This is a genomic window from Bowdeniella nasicola, assembly GCF_001907295.1.
Taxonomy (GTDB): domain Bacteria; phylum Actinomycetota; class Actinomycetes; order Actinomycetales; family Actinomycetaceae; genus Bowdeniella; species Bowdeniella nasicola.
Genome location: NZ_MQVR01000063.1, coordinates 1 through 16,921, shown reverse-complemented (window position 1 = coordinate 16,921; position 16,921 = coordinate 1). Strand labels below are relative to the sequence as shown.

General features: G+C 66.7%; 15 protein-coding genes. 13 read left to right on the top strand and 2 right to left on the bottom strand.

The window, feature by feature from the left end:
• Positions 1–44: 44 nt before the first annotated feature.
• Complete coding sequence (locus tag BSZ39_RS09710) at positions 45–602, bottom strand: GntR family transcriptional regulator (protein ID WP_073717136.1); 558 nt, start codon at positions 600–602, stop codon at positions 45–47.
• A gap of 92 nt (positions 603–694) precedes the next feature.
• Here BSZ39_RS09710 and BSZ39_RS09705 point away from each other — a divergent pair, with 92 nt between their 5' ends.
• The 3 genes from BSZ39_RS09705 to BSZ39_RS09695 all read left to right on the top strand — a co-directional run bounded on the left by BSZ39_RS09705 (position 695) and on the right by BSZ39_RS09695 (position 4,825).
• Entirely contained in the window at positions 695–2,797 is a 2,103-nt protein-coding gene (locus BSZ39_RS09705) for a S9 family peptidase (protein WP_073717135.1), read from the top strand.
• A 112-nt stretch (positions 2,798–2,909) separates the two neighbouring features.
• The gene (locus BSZ39_RS09700; protein WP_073717134.1) at positions 2,910–4,289 is read left to right on the top strand and encodes a GntP family permease; all 1,380 of its coding nucleotides are present in this window, start codon (positions 2,910–2,912) and stop codon (positions 4,287–4,289) included.
• A gap of 170 nt (positions 4,290–4,459) precedes the next feature.
• Positions 4,460–4,825, top strand: a complete 366-nt coding sequence (locus tag BSZ39_RS09695; RefSeq protein WP_073717133.1) for a hypothetical protein — start codon at positions 4,460–4,462, stop codon at positions 4,823–4,825.
• Positions 4,826–4,975: 150 nt separating this feature from the next.
• Here BSZ39_RS09695 and BSZ39_RS09690 read toward each other — a convergent pair whose 3' ends face one another.
• Positions 4,976–5,629: a PepSY domain-containing protein gene (locus BSZ39_RS09690; RefSeq protein ID WP_158025163.1), complete on the bottom strand. Its 654-nt coding sequence runs from the start codon at positions 5,627–5,629 to the stop codon at positions 4,976–4,978.
• 282 nt (positions 5,630–5,911) lie between these two features.
• Here BSZ39_RS09690 and ileS point away from each other — a divergent pair, with 282 nt between their 5' ends.
• The 10 genes from ileS (at position 5,912) to BSZ39_RS09640 (ending at position 16,750) form a co-directional block, all read left to right on the top strand.
• On the top strand, positions 5,912–9,127 hold the full coding sequence (gene ileS, locus BSZ39_RS09685; RefSeq protein WP_073717131.1) for an isoleucine--tRNA ligase: 3,216 nt from the start codon (positions 5,912–5,914) through the stop codon (positions 9,125–9,127).
• Positions 9,124–10,644: a bifunctional folylpolyglutamate synthase/dihydrofolate synthase gene (locus BSZ39_RS09680; protein WP_083603191.1), complete on the top strand. Its 1,521-nt coding sequence runs from the start codon at positions 9,124–9,126 to the stop codon at positions 10,642–10,644. Before ileS ends, BSZ39_RS09680 begins: the two co-directional genes overlap by 4 nt.
• 1 nt (position 10,645) lies before the next feature.
• Positions 10,646–11,431, top strand: a complete 786-nt coding sequence (locus BSZ39_RS09675) for a CDP-alcohol phosphatidyltransferase family protein (protein WP_083603190.1) — start codon at positions 10,646–10,648, stop codon at positions 11,429–11,431.
• A gap of 2 nt (positions 11,432–11,433) precedes the next feature.
• Entirely contained in the window at positions 11,434–12,444 is a 1,011-nt protein-coding gene (dhaK, locus tag BSZ39_RS09670) for a dihydroxyacetone kinase subunit DhaK (protein WP_073717130.1), read from the top strand.
• 12 nt (positions 12,445–12,456) lie between these two features.
• A complete protein-coding gene (gene dhaL / locus BSZ39_RS09665; RefSeq protein WP_073717129.1) occupies positions 12,457–13,101 on the top strand; it encodes a dihydroxyacetone kinase subunit DhaL in 645 nt (214 codons plus the stop codon).
• A gap of 9 nt (positions 13,102–13,110) precedes the next feature.
• Positions 13,111–13,926: a dihydroxyacetone kinase phosphoryl donor subunit DhaM gene (dhaM, locus tag BSZ39_RS09660; RefSeq protein ID WP_073717128.1), complete on the top strand. Its 816-nt coding sequence runs from the start codon at positions 13,111–13,113 to the stop codon at positions 13,924–13,926.
• 17 nt (positions 13,927–13,943) lie between these two features.
• Positions 13,944–14,780, top strand: a complete 837-nt coding sequence (locus BSZ39_RS09655; RefSeq protein ID WP_073717127.1) for a hypothetical protein — start codon at positions 13,944–13,946, stop codon at positions 14,778–14,780.
• 33 nt (positions 14,781–14,813) lie between these two features.
• The gene (locus BSZ39_RS09650) at positions 14,814–15,242 is read left to right on the top strand and encodes a DUF4233 domain-containing protein (RefSeq protein ID WP_158025161.1); all 429 of its coding nucleotides are present in this window, start codon (positions 14,814–14,816) and stop codon (positions 15,240–15,242) included.
• Entirely contained in the window at positions 15,239–15,676 is a 438-nt protein-coding gene (gene ndk / locus BSZ39_RS09645) for a nucleoside-diphosphate kinase (RefSeq protein WP_425425684.1), read from the top strand. The genes BSZ39_RS09650 and ndk overlap by 4 nt, the downstream gene beginning before the upstream one ends.
• Before the next feature lie 648 nt (positions 15,677–16,324).
• Entirely contained in the window at positions 16,325–16,750 is a 426-nt protein-coding gene (locus BSZ39_RS09640; RefSeq protein ID WP_143180485.1) for a hypothetical protein, read from the top strand.
• The last annotated feature ends 171 nt before the right edge of the window (positions 16,751–16,921 follow it).

Here is a 16,921-nt window from a genome sequence, read left to right as displayed (position 1 = left end):
TCGCGGATTCCGCAACCTCGAGAACTACCGACTCCGCATGCTCCTCATCGCTGGCGGCCTGGACGCATCAACCCACACTCAACTCTGAAGAGCCGGAAATCCGTCAGCGCGCTCGTTGAGCCGCGGATAATCTCGGCACGTTCCCATAGCTCGACGAACGACGACCACAAATAGCCATTGGGGCATGCCTGGGCGAGGGCGAAATGGAAGGCGCGATTGAGCTCGAAATAGCGTTCGCGATCGATCGACCCGCGCACGCACAGGCGCAGTTCCTCATTGATGTCGCGCGCCTCGGCGAGCTGGGCGGCGGTGAGGTGCTCGGCGGATAGGGCCGTGGCAATACCCTCGATGATGGCGAGGGCCTGCACGGTTTCGACAAAATGCTCGAGGTCGAGTGGCGCAACCTGGGCGCAGACGTTACGGGTGTAGATCGCTAGGCCTTCGGCCTCGAGCCGGCGGATCGCTTCTCGTACGGGGACGGCGGAGACGTCGCAGTCGCGCGCGATACGGTCCAGCACGAGCCGATCACCCGCATGGTATTCGCCGCTGAGGATCTGGTGCCTTACGTGGAAATAGACGCGGTCGGCTTTGGACTGTGGCACCTTTTCCTCGCAAGATTGAGCTACCGCAAGAATGTTTGCGCCTCAATTTTATGCCATCGACCCCGCCCAGGAAGCGGTTTACACTGGCGAGCGTGACTGAGAATATCGCGGCGCCACGCGCCGAACACCGAGACATCACCCGCAGCTTCCACGGCGAGGATTTCGTCGACTCATACGAGTGGCTTCGTAACAAGGATGACGCCGAAGTCATCGACCTTCTCAACGCCGAGAACGCCTACACCGACGCAAAGACCGCGCACCTGGGCGAACTCAAAGCGCGCATCTTCGACGAAATCAAATCGCGCACCAAGGAAACCGACCTCGCAGTGCCCTCCCTCATCGACGGGTACTGGTACTACTCGCGCACGACTGAGGGCGAACAGTACCCGGTCTGGGCGCGGATCGCCGATACGGGCGTGCGCCCCGAACTCATCGCGGGCGAGGCGATCGAGGGCGAGCAGATCCTGATCGACGGCCCGACGCTCGCCACCGGACAGGAGTTCTTCAAACTCGGCGGCTTCGAGATCGCGCCCGCGGACGATCTGCTCGCCTACACGGTCGATAACTCCGGCGATGAGCGCCACGACGTCGTCGTGAAAAACATGTCGACCGGCGAGATCATCGACGACTCGGTGACCGGCGTCGGCTACGGCCTCGCCTTCACGCTCGACGCGAGCCACCTGTACTACGTGCGTGTCGACGACGCGTGGCGCCCGCACCAGGTGTGGCGTCACGAGCTCGGCTCCGATCCCGCGCACGACGTGCTCGTCTACCAGGAGGACGACGAGCGCTATTGGATGGGGATTGCCGCCTCGCGCGATAACCGTCATATCGTGATCGGACTCGGCTCCTCGACGACGGGCGAGTCCTACCTGCTCGACGCCGCCGACACGGCCGCCGAGCCGGTCTGCGTCGCGCCGCGCGAGCAGGACATCGACTATTCGATCGAGGTCGCCTCTGATCATCTCCTCATCACGCACAACGCGAACCACATCGGCTTCGAGGTCTCGCACGCCCCGATCGGCCCCGCGCCGCGCACCACGTGGCAGACCGTCCTCGCCCCGGGCGATGGTGAGCGCATCATCGGAGTCGACGCCTTCGACACCCACGCCGTCGTCTCGATGCGCTCCGGCGGCGTCACCCAGTTGCGCGTCCTGCCGAAGGAAGCCGACGGCTACGGCGAGCCGTGGGACGTGCCCACGAGCGGCGAGGTCCGCACCGTCGAGCTCATGAACAACCCGCGCCACGACGCGCGCGAGATCCGCTACCGCCTCGAATCGTTCCTCATCCCCGCCACCGTGTGCGAGATCGACGTGACGACCCACGAGAGCGAAGTCCTGAAGCAGACCGAGGTCCTCGGGGGCTACGACCCGAACGAGTACCGCGAGCAGCGTCTGTGGGTCGAGGCCCGCGACGGAGTGAAGATCCCGGTCTCGCTCGTCGCCCGCGCCGATATCAAGCCCGACGGCACCAACCCGGGCCTGCTGTACGGCTACGGCTCCTACGAAGTTTCGATCAACCCGTCGTTCGTGGCGTCCCGACTGTCGATGCTCGACCGCGGCATGGTGTTCGCCATCGCGCACATCCGCGGCGGCGGCGAGATGGGCCGGCAGTGGTACGACGACGGCAAACTCGCGGCCAAGATGCACACCTTCGAGGACTTCGTCGACGTCGGCCGTTTCCTCGTCGAGAGCGGCTGGGTCGCACCCGACCGCCTCGCCGCCGAAGGCCGCAGCGCCGGCGGCCTCCTCATGGGCGCGATCACGAACCTCGCCCCGGACCTGTGGCGCGTCGTCCACGCGGGTGTCCCGTTCGTTGACGCCCTCACGACGATCCTCAACCCCGACCTGCCGCTGACCGTCGGCGAGTGGGAAGAGTGGGGCAACCCGATCGAATCCGAGGAAATCTACCGCCTCATGCGCTCCTACTCGCCGTACGAGAACATCGCTGAGTCCTCCTACCCGGCGATCCTCGCGACGACGAGCCTGAACGACACCCGCGTGTTTTTCGTCGAGCCGCTGAAGTGGGTCCAGCGCCTGCGCGAGACCGTCACCAACGATCCGTCCGAGCGCCCGATCCTGCTGCGCTGCCAGATGGCGGCAGGCCACGGCGGCAAGTCCGGACGTTACGACGCCTGGCATGAGCGCGCCGAAGAGCTCGCGATCATCTTCGACCAGCTCGGGATCAGTCAATAGCGCCAAAACCGCCTGAATCTCGGCCAAAAGCACGACGCGCGCCACCGCCTTCACCGGTAGTGGCGCGCGTCACGCGTACGATGGGCGTATCTCGCTTAGATCGGAGTGGACCATGGTCGAGATCCTCATCCTGCTGGCGCTTGTCGCGTTCATTGTCGTCGCGACGGCGCGCTTCAAATTTTCCCCCTTCCTTGTGCTGCTTCTGGCGGCCCTCATCGGGGCGATCGCCTACCGCATCCCGCTGGCCGACGTCGTGGGGACCGCGACGGAATCCTTCGGTAAGGTCATCGGCTCGATCGGCATCGTCATCGTGCTCGGCACGATCATCGGCGTCATCCTGGAGCGCTCCGGCGCCGCGATCGCGATGGCGCAGGCGATCATCCGCGTCCTTGGCAAACGCTTCCCGACGCTCACGATGTCCGTCATCGGCTACATCGTCTCCATCCCGGTGTTTTGCGACTCCGGCTATGTCATCTTGAACTCGCTACGACGCTCCCTCGCGCGCCAGCTGCAGGTCTCGCCGGCCGCGATGGCGATCGCGCTCATGACCGGCCTGTTCGCGACGCACGGTCTCGTGCCGCCGACGCCCGGCCCGATCGCCGCTGCCGGTAACCTCGGCGCGACCGACCAGCTCGGCCAGATCATCCTGTGGGGCCTGCTCGTGGCGGCTGTTTCCGCCGGTGCGGGCCTGCTGTGGGCAAACCGCTTCCTCAAGCGCGACGTCCCGCTGCTGCCCGACGAGGACGAAGACCGTCTCGATGCCGAGGCCGACGAGGTCGCGACGACGGGACTGCCGAGCGCGTTCGCGTCCTTCGCCCCGATCCGCATCCCGATCCTGCTCATCTGCCTCGCCTCCATCGCGAAACTGCCGGGTAAGCCGTTTGGTGAGGGCGTCTTCTTCGACATCGTCGCCTTCCTCGGCGCGCCCGCCGTCGCCCTGCTGCTCGGCCTCGCGGCCGCCTTCCCGCTGCTGCGTCGCACGTCGGTAGTGGCAGGCGGCGACGGCGAGAGCCGCACGAGCCAGTTCAACTCGTCGGTGGAAGAGGGCATTCGCGTTGCGGCCCCCATCATCCTCATCACGGGCGCGGGCGCGGCCTTCGGTGGCGTCCTCGGCGCCTCCCCGCTGACCGACGTCCTGACGAACGCGTTCGGCGGTCTTGGCTGGGGCGTGTGGGTGCCGTTCATCGTTGCGGCCGCCCTGAAGTCCGCGCAGGGCTCGTCGACGGTAGCGCTCGTGACGACGTCCGCGATGATGGCGCCGCTGCTCGGCTCCCTTGGCCTCGACTCGCCGATGGGCCTCGTCCTCACGGTGCTCGCGATTGGCGCCGGCGGAATGGTCGTCAGCCACGCGAACGACTCCTTCTTCTGGGTCGTCTCGCGGATGTCTCGCTTCTCCGTCGCGACGGCCTACCGCATCCAGACGACGGCGACCCTGAGCCAGGGCGTCGCGGCGATGCTTACGGTGTGGGTGCTCTCGCTGATCCTACTCTAGGCCGGATCAGAACTCCCACTCCCAGCCCGAATCGAGGATCGGGGAGAACACGAGAACACCCTCGGTGTAGGCGCTGTCGAGGACGATCTTCCCGCTCGCGGTCTCACCCGGCCCGATCTCGCCGGGCAGGAGTTCGGCGTCGTCTGCACCTCCATCGTGATGGCGATGAAGTGACCATTTTCCGCTGGCTGAGCGAATTCGGCCGTGCACTTCACGTCGGTCTCGATCGCGGTGATCTTGAACTCGGCGATGACATCGTCGGGGTTCTCGCCGTTCAACCCGGCGAGTTGGCCAACCTTTTTCACGAGGTTGCCGCGCTCGGAGACGATGCGCTCGCCATAGATCGACGCGGGCTCTCGCTCGGTTCCTCGACGGCGGCTACGGCCGCCGTAGCCTCCTTCGCGGGGACGGGCTGCGCGGGCTCGGTGGCGCTCGCGGGATCGTGGTTCGACGGACCGCATGCCGTCAGGGTCGCGGCGCTTAGCAGCATCGCGGCGCAGGCGAGGGGAAGCCGGGTTTTCGTGATGAACTCCTAGGTAAACAGGTGAACAGGTAATACCTAGAACGTAGGATTGACCACCGACAACCCTGGGATCGAACGATGGTTCGACGACGCAGCTACTCGGGGTCCAGATACAACCGCCCCCGGGTACCGAAGCACCCGGGCGCGCGTGACTAGTGGCGGCTTAGTCGTCGAGCCACATCTCGTTGGTTACGACATCGACGTAGGCTTTGACGCTGTCGGTCGACCCCTTGACGTTGTCGATCTCGATCTGCCATGCCAAGCGGCCGTTGTTCTCATCGAGCTTTGCCTCATCGAGAACGCCGGGGTATTCGGCCATGACCTTGTCGATCGCATCGTTGACCGAGACCTGAACGGCCGCGGCACGGTCGCGGTCCTTTTGCTCCGCGGGCTCGGAATCGTCGACCTCAGTGATCTCGGTGCCCGCGGGGCTCGTGTAGACTTCGAGCTTCTTGTCGCCGCTGAGCACGACCACCTCCCAGCGTTCGCGCTCCGTGTCCCAATCCAGCTCGATCAGGTCTCCCGGATGTTCGGTGAGCACTGTGAACATCGCCGTGGCGCCCGCGGGCGGCAGGCGGTCACCCGAGGCCAAGGCGTCGTTCGTGCCGGTCCCGTCACCCGTCGCGCCGTCGTCTGCGGCATCATCATCGTCGGGCGCGGCGCCCGTGGTGCTTTCAGTGTCCTGTGCGGGCGTCGTCTCGGCGGGCGCCGGGCTCGTCGTCTCGGTGCCCGCTGTCATCTCAGAGCAGGCCGCGAGCGATCCGGCCAGAAGGGCCGCGGCCGCCACAGTGGTCACGCGCATGCGTGAAATAGCCATATCTTCAGCCATCCATTTTCTGGCTCATCGCGCAACCTCTCCTGCCGGAATAGTTGTGAAGACTCATGGGTTATGATGTGCACGGCGTTGATCCGGCCATCACCGGGGAGCCTTCGGAAGAACCGCGACCGCCGCCAGCGGCCCGCCTAGTAGAACCGAACGGGTAGGGTCCGTCATCGCCCAAATGAAGTGGCCGGCGCTAGCCGGCAACCGAGGTGGTACCGCGGTGACATAGCGTCGTCGTCCTCAGCAATTCACTGGCGTTTTGATGAGGCAGAAACGATGAGCGAAGACAAGCACGGTGTCTACCCCCGCCACCGCGAGCACGCGGTGGTCCCCTCGCCGACGTTCCCGGCGATCGAAGAGGACATCCTGCGCTACTGGCGCGCCAACGACACGTTTACCAAGTCGGTCGAGATGCGCGAAGCGGGCGAGCGCGGCGCAAACGAGTTCATCTTCTACGACGGCCCGCCCTTTGCCAACGGCCTGCCGCACTACGGCCACCTGCTGACGGGCTACGTCAAGGACGCGATCGGCCGCTACCAAACGCAGCTCGGCCACCGCGTCGAGCGCCGCTTCGGCTGGGACACCCACGGCCTACCCGCCGAGCTGGAGGCCGAACGCATCCTCGGCATCGAGGACAAGTCCGAGATCGAGGGCGAGGACGGCATGGGCATCGGCGCCTTTAATGATGCGTGCCGCTCCTCGGTCCTGCGCTACACCAAGGAGTGGGAGGACTACGTCACCCGCCAGGCGCGCTGGGTCGATTTTGACAACGACTACAAGACGCTCGACCTCACCTTCATGGAGTCCGTCATCTGGGCGTTCAAGTCGCTGTACGACAAGGGGCTGGCCTATGAGGGCTACCGCGTCCTGCCGTACTGCTGGAATGACCAGACGCCGCTGTCCAACCATGAACTGAAGATGGACGACGACGTCTACCAGGACCGCCAGGACCGCACTGTCACGGTCGGCGTGCGCCTGGAGACCGGTGAGCTCGCGCTCATCTGGACGACGACGCCTTGGACGCTGCCGTCGAACCTCGCGATCGCCGTCGGCCCCGAGATCGACTACGTCGTCGTCGCTCCGACTGAGGGCGTGCTCGCGGGGGAGAGGGTCATCCTCGCCGAGGCGCTCGTATCTGCCTACGCCAAGGAACTGGGCGAGGACGTGCCCGTTTCCGAGCGGCTGAAGGGCGCCGACCTCGTCGGACGCCGCTACCACCCGATCTTCGACTACTTCGCCAGCCGCGACGCCGACGATGCCCCGGGCCCGAACGCCTTTACGATCCTCGCCGGCGACTTCGTCACGACCGAAGACGGCACCGGCCTCGTTCACATGGCGCCCGCCTTCGGTGAAGACGACATGATCGCGTGCACCGAGGCCGGCATCCGCCCCGTCGTCCCCGTCGACGACGCCGGCAAATTCACCGCCGACGTGCCCGATTACGTTGGCCAGCAGGTCTTCGACGCCAACCGAGCGATCATCACTGACCTGCGTGACGCAACCGGCCCGATCGGTGCACGCCCCGAGGCCCAGCGCCCCGTACTCGTGCGCGACGCCTCCTACGTCCACCCCTACCCGCACTGCTGGCGCTGCCGCGAACCCCTCATCTACCGCGCCGTCTCGTCCTGGTTCGTCGCGGTCACGAAGTTCCGCGACCGCATGGTCGAACTCAACCAGGAAATCGCCTGGGTGCCCGAGCACATCAAGGACGGCCAGTTCGGCAAGTGGCTCGAGGGCGCCCGCGACTGGTCGATCTCGCGCAACCGCTACTGGGGCAGCCCCATCCCCGTGTGGGTCTCCGATAATCCCGCCTACCCGCGCACCGACGTGTACGGCTCCATCGCCGAACTCGAGGCGGACTTCGGCGTCGAGGTCACCGACCTGCACCGCCCCTTCATCGACACGCTCGTGCGCCCCAACCCGGATGACCCCACCGGCACGTCGATGATGCGCCGCATCCCCGACGTGCTCGACTGCTGGTTCGAATCCGGCTCGATGCCCTACGCCCAGGTGCACTACCCGTTCGAAAACGCCGACTGGTTCGACTCGCACTTCCCGGGCGACTTCATCGTCGAATACATCGGCCAGACGCGCGGCTGGTTCTACACGCTGCACGTCCTGTCCACGGCGCTGTTCGACCGGCCCGCGTTCACCTCCGCCATCTCGCACGGCATCGTGCTCGGCTCCGACGGGCGTAAGATGAGCAAGTCGCTGCGTAACTACCCGGACGTCTCGGAGGTCTTCGATCGCGACGGGGCCGACGCGATGCGCTGGTTCCTGCTGTCCTCGCCCGTCGTGCGCGGCGGCAACCTCGTCGTGACCGAAGAGGGCATCCGCGCCGCGGTGCGCGAGGCGCTGCTGCCGGCCTGGAGCGCGTGGTACTTCTTCGCGCTCTACGCGGGGGCGTATCACGGCCAGCACGGCTACGAGGCATCCTTCCGCACAGACTCGCCTGAGGTGCTCGACCGCTACCTCATGGCCAAGACGGGCGACCTCGTGCGCGAGGTGCGCGCCGCGCTCGACGCCTACGACATCCCGGGCGCGACGGAGGCCATCCGCACCTACGTCGACACGCTCACCAACTGGTACATCCGCGAGTCGCGCGGCCGGTTCTGGAACGACGACGACGCAGCCTTCGACACCCTGTACACGGCGCTGAAGACCCTGTGCGAGGTTGCCGCGCCGCTGCTGCCCATGGTCACCGAAGAGATCTGGCGCGGCCTCACCGGAGGCGAGTCCGTGCACCTGCAGGACTACCCGGATGCCGCACTCTTCCCCGTCGACGAAGACCTCGTCGCGGCGACCGACGAAGCCCGCGCGGTCATCTCGGGCGCGCACGCGCTGCGCAAGGCCGAAAAGATCCGCGTACGCCAGCCGCTGGGCACCCTGCGCGTCGTGAGCACGAACCCCGAGCGGCTCGCGCCGTTTGCGGACCTCATCGCTTCGGAGATCAATGTCAAGCACGTCGACCTGCAAGACGTCGCCACGTGCGGCCTGCAGGTGCGCGAATCCGTCGCGGTCCAGCCGCGCGAGCTCGCCCCCGAGATGCGCCGCCTCACCTCGCAGCTGTTCGCGGCCGCGAAGTCCGGCGCGTTCGAGCTGGCCGGCGACACGCTGCGCCTCACGCTCGCCGACGGCTCCACCGTCGACCTTGCCGCGGGCCAGTACACGCTCAGCCAGTCGGTCGAAACCGAGGCGGGCGAGGCCGCATCCGTCCTTAGCGGCGGCACCGTCGTCGTCCTCGATACGATGATCACCGACGAACTCGCTGCCGAAGGCATCGCGCGCGACGTCATCCGCGCCGTCCAGCAGGCGCGCAAGGACGCCGGGCTGCACGTCTCGGACCGCATCAGCGCACGCCTCGCGCTGCCCGCAGACCAGCTCGCCGCGATCGAGGCCTACCGCGACCTCGTGTGCGCCGAGACGCTCGCGACCGAACTCACCCTCGCCGAGGGCGAGGCCGATATCCAGGTAGCAAAGGCCGACGCATGAGTAACCGCGACGAGCACGACCAGCACGACGAGACCGGCACACCCGACGGCCCGGACGCCCACGAAGAGGCACTCGCCGAGCTCCTCGGCTCGAGCCTGCTCGCAGGACCGGATCCGTCCATCGTCGCCGACGTGAAAGCGAGCGACGATGTGGCCGCGGCCGAGGCCGACGCCATCGCCGAAGCAGAGGTCGCGGAGATCTACCGCGACATCCTCACTCGCAACCCGGAGCACGATTTCGATCCGACGATCGACCGCGTGCGCCGCGCCTGCGAGCTGCTCGACGACCCGCAGCGCTCGGCCCCCGTCGTCCACATCACCGGCACCAACGGCAAGACGTCGACGGCGCGCATGGTCGAGGCGCTGCTCGCCGAGCAGAACCTGCGCGTCGGACGCTTCACCTCGCCGCATCTGCACAACGTGCGCGAACGCATCACGATCGACAGCGAACCGATCTCCGCGGCCGCATTCGTCGAGGCCTACCGCGAAATCGAGCCGATCATTGGCCTCGTCGACGACGAATCGCAGGCGAGCGGCGGGCCGCGCCTGAGCTTCTTCGAGGTCTTCACGCTCATGGCGTTCGCGGCGTTCGCGTCGGCGCCCGTCGATGTCATCGTCCTCGAGGTCGGGATGGGCGGCCGGTTCGACGCGACCAACGTCGCCGATGCCGCCGTCGCCGTTATCACGCCGATCGCACGCGACCACGAGCGCTACCTCGGCAACGAACTCACCGACATCGCCGGCGAGAAGGCCGGCATCATCAAGCCGGGCTGCGAGGTCGTCATGGCCGCGCAGCGCGACGAGGTGGCCGGCGTCATTTACGCCGCGGCCGCTCAGGCGGGAGCGCGCCTCGTCGCCGAGGGCGAACACCTGAGCGTCGTCGACCGCCAGGTCGCCGTCGGCGGCCAGTTCGCGACCCTCGCGACGACCGCCGCCACCTACACCGACGTCCTCATCTCGCTGCACGGCGCACACCAGGCGCACAACGCCCTGCTTGCGCTCGCGGCCGTCGAGGCGCTCTTTGGCGGCCGGGCGCTATCCGGCGAGGTCGTCGAACGCGCGATGATGGCCGTCACGAGCCCGGGACGCCTGGAGGTCGTGCGCTCGTCGCCCACGGTCGTCGTCGACGCGGCCCACAATCCGCACGGCGTCGCCGCCACCGTCGCCACGCTCGAGGAGACCTTCGGCTTCACGCGCCTGGTCGCGGTCGTCGGTGTCCTCGCGGACAAGAACGTCGAGGCGATGCTCGTCGAGCTGGAGCCGCATGTCGAGGCCGTCGTCCTCACCCAGGTCATGAGCGAGCGCGCGCTCAACGTCGCCGAACTCGCCGAGGTCGCCACCGACGTGTTCGGCGAGGATCGCACCGAGGTAGCCGCGTCCCTCGGGGACGCGATCGAGCGGGCCGCTACGCTGGCAGAAGCAGAAGGTGGCCCCGCGGCAACGACCGGCGTCCTCGTGATCGGATCGGTGTACCTGGCGGCCGCGGCCCGCGAAATTCTCGGCAAACGAAAGGTCTAGGATGTCGGCAACGAGCCCGCCGGGAGCGGACGGCAGCGTCTGGCGCAACGCGCGCTCGGCGGAGTATCCGCAGCTCAACTTGAAGCAGCGCCTGGCGGTCTGGTCCGTCCACGGTTTCACGATGACGGGCGTGATCTGGGCGTGCCTTGCGATCATTTCGCTTGCACACGGCCGCATCTTGCAGATGTGGGGCTGGCTCGCGCTCGCGCTTCTCGTCGACGCGCTCGACGGTACCCTCGCCCGCCGCGCCGACGTGAAGAACCGCGTCCCGTGGTTCGACGGGGCGATCCTCGACAATATCGTCGACTACATCACGTGGACGTTCATCCCGGCCGTGTTTATGTACCTGCACGTGCCCTACGGCTACAAGTGGGTCGCGATGATCATGATGATCGTCGTATGCATGTCCTCGACGTTCTGCTACTGCAACACCCAGGTCAAGGCACACGACCAGTACTTCGTCGGATTCCCCGCGGCGTGGAATATCGTCGCGGCCTATCTGTGGCTGCTCGATACCGGCCCCGTGATGAACGTCCTCATCACGGTGCTCTTCGCATTCCTCACCGTCACCCCGCTGACGTTCCTGCACCCGCTGCGCGTCCGCGCGCTCATGATCCCGAACATCATCGCCGTTTCGATCTGGTTTATCTGCATCATCTGGCTGATGATCGCCTACCCGAACCGGCCGACATTCGTCTGGATCGCATTTTGGATTAGCGGAATCTGGTTCATTGGGGTCGGTGTGTGGCGTACCTTGAAGGGGACAGCACGCAACCAACGGAGGTAGCAATGAAAAAGCTCATCAACGACCCGGCCCAAGTCGTCACCGACTACTTGCGGGGCCTTAGCCTCGCGCACAGTGACCTCGTCGCGATTTCTACCGACCCGCCGTTCGTGACGCGCGCCGATAAGGACTCCGGTCGCGCCGCGCAGGTCGCCGTCGTCTCCGGCGGCGGCTCCGGCCACGAACCGCTGCACTGCGGGCTCGTTGGCCCCGGCATGCTGCACGGCGCCGTTCCCGGCCCCGTCTTCACCTCGCCGCCCGCGCCGCAGATCCATGCCGCCGCGAAGGCCGCCGACGAGGGACGCGGCGTCGTCATGATCGTCAAGAATTACACGGGCGATGTCCTGAACTTCGAAACGGCCGCCGAACTGCTCGACATGGAGGACGTCGCGGTCGAGTCCGTGCTCGTCGCCGACGATGTCGCCGTCGAGGATTCGACGTACACCGCGGGCAGGCGCGGCGTCGCCGGCACCCTCGTTGTCGAGAAGGTCGCGGGCGCTGCCGCGGCGCGCGGCGATGACCTCGCGGTAGTCGCCGAGATCGCACGCAAGGCTGCCGGCGCCGTGCGCTCGATGGGCGTCGCGCTCGAATCCGGCATTAGCCCGACGACGGGCCAGCACACGTTCGACCTCGATGCGGGCCAGATCGAGATCGGCATCGGCATCCACGGCGAGCCGGGCCGCGAGCATCAGCCGCACACGCAGGCCAAGGAGATCATCGAGGGCCTGATCGACGCGATCGCGCGCGACGGCGGCTGCGAGGACGGCAGCGACGTCCTGCTCTTCGTCAACGGGATGGGATCGACGACGGATGCCGAACTGCATATCTGCTACGGCGCCGCCCACGACGCCCTTGCCGCACGCGGCGTTAACGTCGTGCGCTCGCTCGTCGGCTCCTATGTCACGAGCCTCGACATGGCGGGCGTGTCCGTCACCGTCTGCCCGATGGACGACGAACTGCTCGCCGCCTGGGACGCCCCGTGCGCGACCCCGGCCTTCACCCGCGTAACCCCTTAGGGAGATAGGGACATGACTGCTGCACTTTCCGCCCCCTTTGTCCGCGACTGGCTGCTGCGCTGCTGCGATGCCATGAGCGAGGCCCGCGTCGGCCTCATCGACCTGGACCGCGCGATCGGCGACGGCGACCACGGCGAGAACATGGACCGCGGTTTTTCGGCCGTCAAGCAGCTCCTCCACGACGCCGATGGCGACCAGTCGATTGCGGAGCTGCTAAAGAGCGTCGCGATGTCGCTCATGTCGACGGTTGGTGGCGCCGCCGGGCCGCTGTATGGCACCGCGTTCCTTTCCGCCTCGCGCGCCGTCGGCGAGGAACTCGATTCGGCCGGGGTTGCGGCGCTGCTCGCGGGCGCGCTCGAGGGCATCCAAAAGCGCGGCAAGGCCGAGCGTGGCGAGAAGACGATGGTCGACGCGTGGGGGCCCGCCGCCGATGCGGCCCGCGCTGCCGCCGACGGGGGCGAGGACGTCGTCGCGACGTGGCAGGCGGCCGCCGAGGCCGCGGCCGAAGGCGCGCAGGCGACGATCCCGCTGAAGGCGACGAAGGGGCGTGCCTCCTACCTGGGGGAGCGCTCGATCGGGCACCTCGACCCGGGCGCCGAATCCTCCCGGCTCCTCATCGCCGCGGCCGCCGACGCTGCCGCCAACGCCGCACACTAAGGGGGAGACATGGCAGTCCAACTCGTCATCGTCTCCCACAGTGCACGCCTGGCCGAAGGCGTGATCGAACTCGCCAGCCAGATGGCGCCCAAGGTCGGCTTTCACGCGGCCGGCGGCAGAGACGACGGCGGCATTGGCACGTCGTTTACCAAGGTCTTAAACGCCGTCGAGCAGATCGTCGATGCGGGCGATAACGCAGCTCTGTTGACCGACCTCGGCTCGGCGACGATGACGGCCGAATCCGTGCTCGACTTCGTCACCGACGCCGCCCGCGTCGCGCTTGCCGAGGGGCCGCTCGTGGAGGGGGCCGTCGCGGCGGCCGTCGTCGCCGATAGCGGGGGAGATCTCAAGGCAGTGATCGCCGCGGTGGCCGACGCGGCGACATCGCTGCAGTCTGCCGAACTCGGGGTCCCCGCGGCTCCCGGCGCCCCCGGCTCAGCTGCCGCAGCAGACGCCCCCGGCACCGCCACCGCGACAGCCGGAGCTAGCTCGGCCGGAGCCAGCCCTGCCACGTCCGCGTCGGCGGCGAGCACCACCGCCGACGCGCCGGCGGCCGAGGTCCACGCGGCCGACCTCGTCTTGCGTAACGACGTCGGCCTGCACGCGCGCCCCGCCGCCGCCCTATCACGCCTCGCCGCGAGCTTCGATGCGACGATCACGGTGAACGACAAACCGGCGTCCTCGGTGCTCTCGCTCATGTCGCTGGGCCTTGGCCAGGGCGCGACGATACACCTGAAGGCCAGCGGCGCCGACGCGAAGGCCGCCGTCGCGGCCATCACCCAGCTCGTCGAGGCCAACTTCGCCGAATCCAAGGCAGATTCCTAACGCCCGAATTTCCGGCAATGGTGGTCCAACTGCTCGGCGTCGATGCGGCGCTGCTGACCGCGACGACGCAGGCCGATACGCGCGGAGGCGCGACGGACGACTGTTCGCTCGTGCTTGCTACCGGCAAGGAGCGCCAAGACCTCGCGGCGCTGCGCCCCGCCTCGAGCGGCGGCGCCAAATGCTGGCGCGCGCACGCCACCGATAGCCACGTGACGTGGACGCTCTCGACGCTCAGCGAGGGCATCTCGTGGGACTTCTTCGCCTATGACCGCACCGCGGAGCAGGTGTCGACGCTCGCGCGTTATGACTTCGGCCAGCCGGCAGAAACGGAGCTGCCCGACGGCGGCTCGCTCCCGATCGTGCTCGACGGCACCGCCTACCTCGCGCGCCCGACCGAGGCGAACAACTATCCGAGCGAACGCCAGATCGTCGCCGTGCCGCTTTCCGGCGGCGAGGCTGAGACGATCGCCCGCGGCTCGGACGTCTTCGATTTTGGTGACGCGCTCGGCGTGCTCGCCGGCGAGGGTCCGATCGAGGGGCAACCGCAGGCGACGTTCGCGGCACAGCGCGCGGGCGAGGACGCGAGCCGCCCCGTCCCGGTCGTCTTCGGAAACCTCGGCAAAGACACCCTCGCGTCCTCGCCCGTCGTCGTCGGTAACACGCTCGCGTTCGTCGCGGGCCCGGCAGGCTACGTACTGGAGCGCGCCTCGGGCACGCTCTACCGCCTGCCGGAAGACGACCTCAGCGGCGGCGCGTTCCTCGCCCCCGACGGCGCTATCGGCTTCAAGACGAGCGACTTGCGCTCCGACCGCCAGCACGTGGGCCGCATCGCCACCGGCACCTGGGCCGACTAACGACTAGCGCCGCGGCTGTGCGAAGCTAGGGGCGTGACCGACATCAGCCACGGCGCGGGTGAACAGCCGCTCACGCCGCCACCCCCGAAGAGCGCGCGCTACCTCTTTTGTTTCGTCCTGCTGCTGCTGGAGGCGTTCGTCGCGCTGTTTTTCGCGCTCGTGCTCTACGGCCTGCGCATCACCGACGGGCAGACCGCGGCCCTGATCGGCGGCGGCGTCGGTGCGCTCGCGCTCGCGTCGGCGGGCCTCATGCGCACCCGCGTGGGCCTCGTCCTTGGCACCGTGACGCAAGTCGCGCTCCTTGCCGCGGGCATCTTGCTGCCCGACATGATCCTCCTCGGGATCATCTTCGCGATCCTGTGGGGAGTCTCGGTCTACCTGGGTACGAAAATCGATCGCGAACGCGGTGAGCGCTATGAGGCCGAACTTGCGCATTTTCGCGCCTCCGGCTCGCTAGAATGAGCGCCATGAGCGAAACTGTCGAACGCACTCTTATCCTCGTCAAGCCCGATGGCGTCAAGCGTGGCCAGATCGGCGAGGTCCTGCGCCGAATCGAGGCCAAGGGCTACCGCATTATCGCGCTGCAGATGCGCGAAGCCAGCGCGGACCTGCTCGCCGAGCACTACGCCGAGCACACCGAAAAGCCGTTTTACGCGGACCTCGTCGCCTACATGTCCGACGGGCCCGTCGTAGCGATCGTCGCCGAGGGCGAACGCGTCGTCGAGGGCTTTCGCTCGCTCGCCGGCACGACGGATCCCACGAGCGCCGCGCCCGGCACCATCCGCGGCGACCTCGCGCGCGACTGGGGCACGGGCAACATCGAAAACGTCGTGCACGGCTCCGACGCGCCGGAATCGGCCGCGCGCGAGATCGCGATCTGGTTCCCCGAGCTCTAAGCCTCACCCCGCTGACACCACGTTCGTGTCAGAATTGCGTGACATCGACCACTGGAGCGCGTTAGAATGTAGTCAGTCCAACGAAGAAGTTGGTCAGCGAATGGAAGAATGATGTCGACGATGAAGTTCATTGCCTGCGGTGCGTTTTTTTGGCCGGTTTTGCCGGAATCGTTCCCACCCAAGCAAGTGAGAATCGAACGAACGATGAAATAGGAATGGACGACTCAATCGACGGGTCGAGCAATGTCATGCGTAGGCCGTCGGTTCGCAACGTGTATTCAGTGGAGAACAAGAGCATCCAACGACGTGCAAGAGGCCCCTTGCTGGGTTACTGTGTCGTCAACGTGCCAAACTCCAAGTGTGCGATCGTTAAGTCAAGGAGCGTTTCGAATAGCATCCAGGTTGGGGTAGGGGCTTCCAAAGGGTGGCTCGCTGGTCAGCTGGGGATCGAGGCTAGTCGGACGATTTCAGTTAGTGTCCAATGCGAGTCACCTGCCTTGCCAAAGGGAGCGCACTACAACGCGTACTCATCTGGCACTCGTTTCAGGTACAAGATTCGCCACCAGAAGCGCATTGATGGTTTCACAGTGTCCAACAACCTCTCGGGCTGGCTAACGTCGTACCGGCCGGACCAAATGGGGGTTCAATGTGGCTAAGGGTCTGCATGCTATTGGACTTTCCTTAGGTCTTTCCGCAGTGCTTCTTTCCGGATGCGCCGAGACCAACCCCAAGGTTCGAGACCATTACCTTACCGGGATGACGCTCAGGGAGGCCGCGGCGGCGATTCCCAACGACGCGTCCCGGGTCTATCAGTTTGTGCCACTTACTGAGGGTGCGGAAGCCGAAAGCGATCTCTCCGACGACGCCTCGCCGGACTGGACGATTATCGCGGCGTGCTCTTCGGACGCCTACGTCGAAGATATCGATTGGCTCGAACTCGCGGTCGTCCCCAATCGCCTGTTGGATGAGCAAACGCGTCGTGATGTGCTCAACGGCTATTACCGCAACGCAGTTTCGTGCGGGTGGATTCGGGAGGGGATGGAGGCGGGCCCGCCCGATATTCCCAAGCGTTAGGTGTAGTTCCCTGGCGCGTTGTGAGCATCTGAGGTAGGTGAAGGCCTGCGCGGCAGGATGTGGGTAGCATACTCGTATTGTCCCGCGTCATGCTTTCTGGCAGACCGGTTATGAGGGCATGATCGGCGTCTGAGAGCAGGAGGACCTGACCATGGGACGACCACCGGTGTT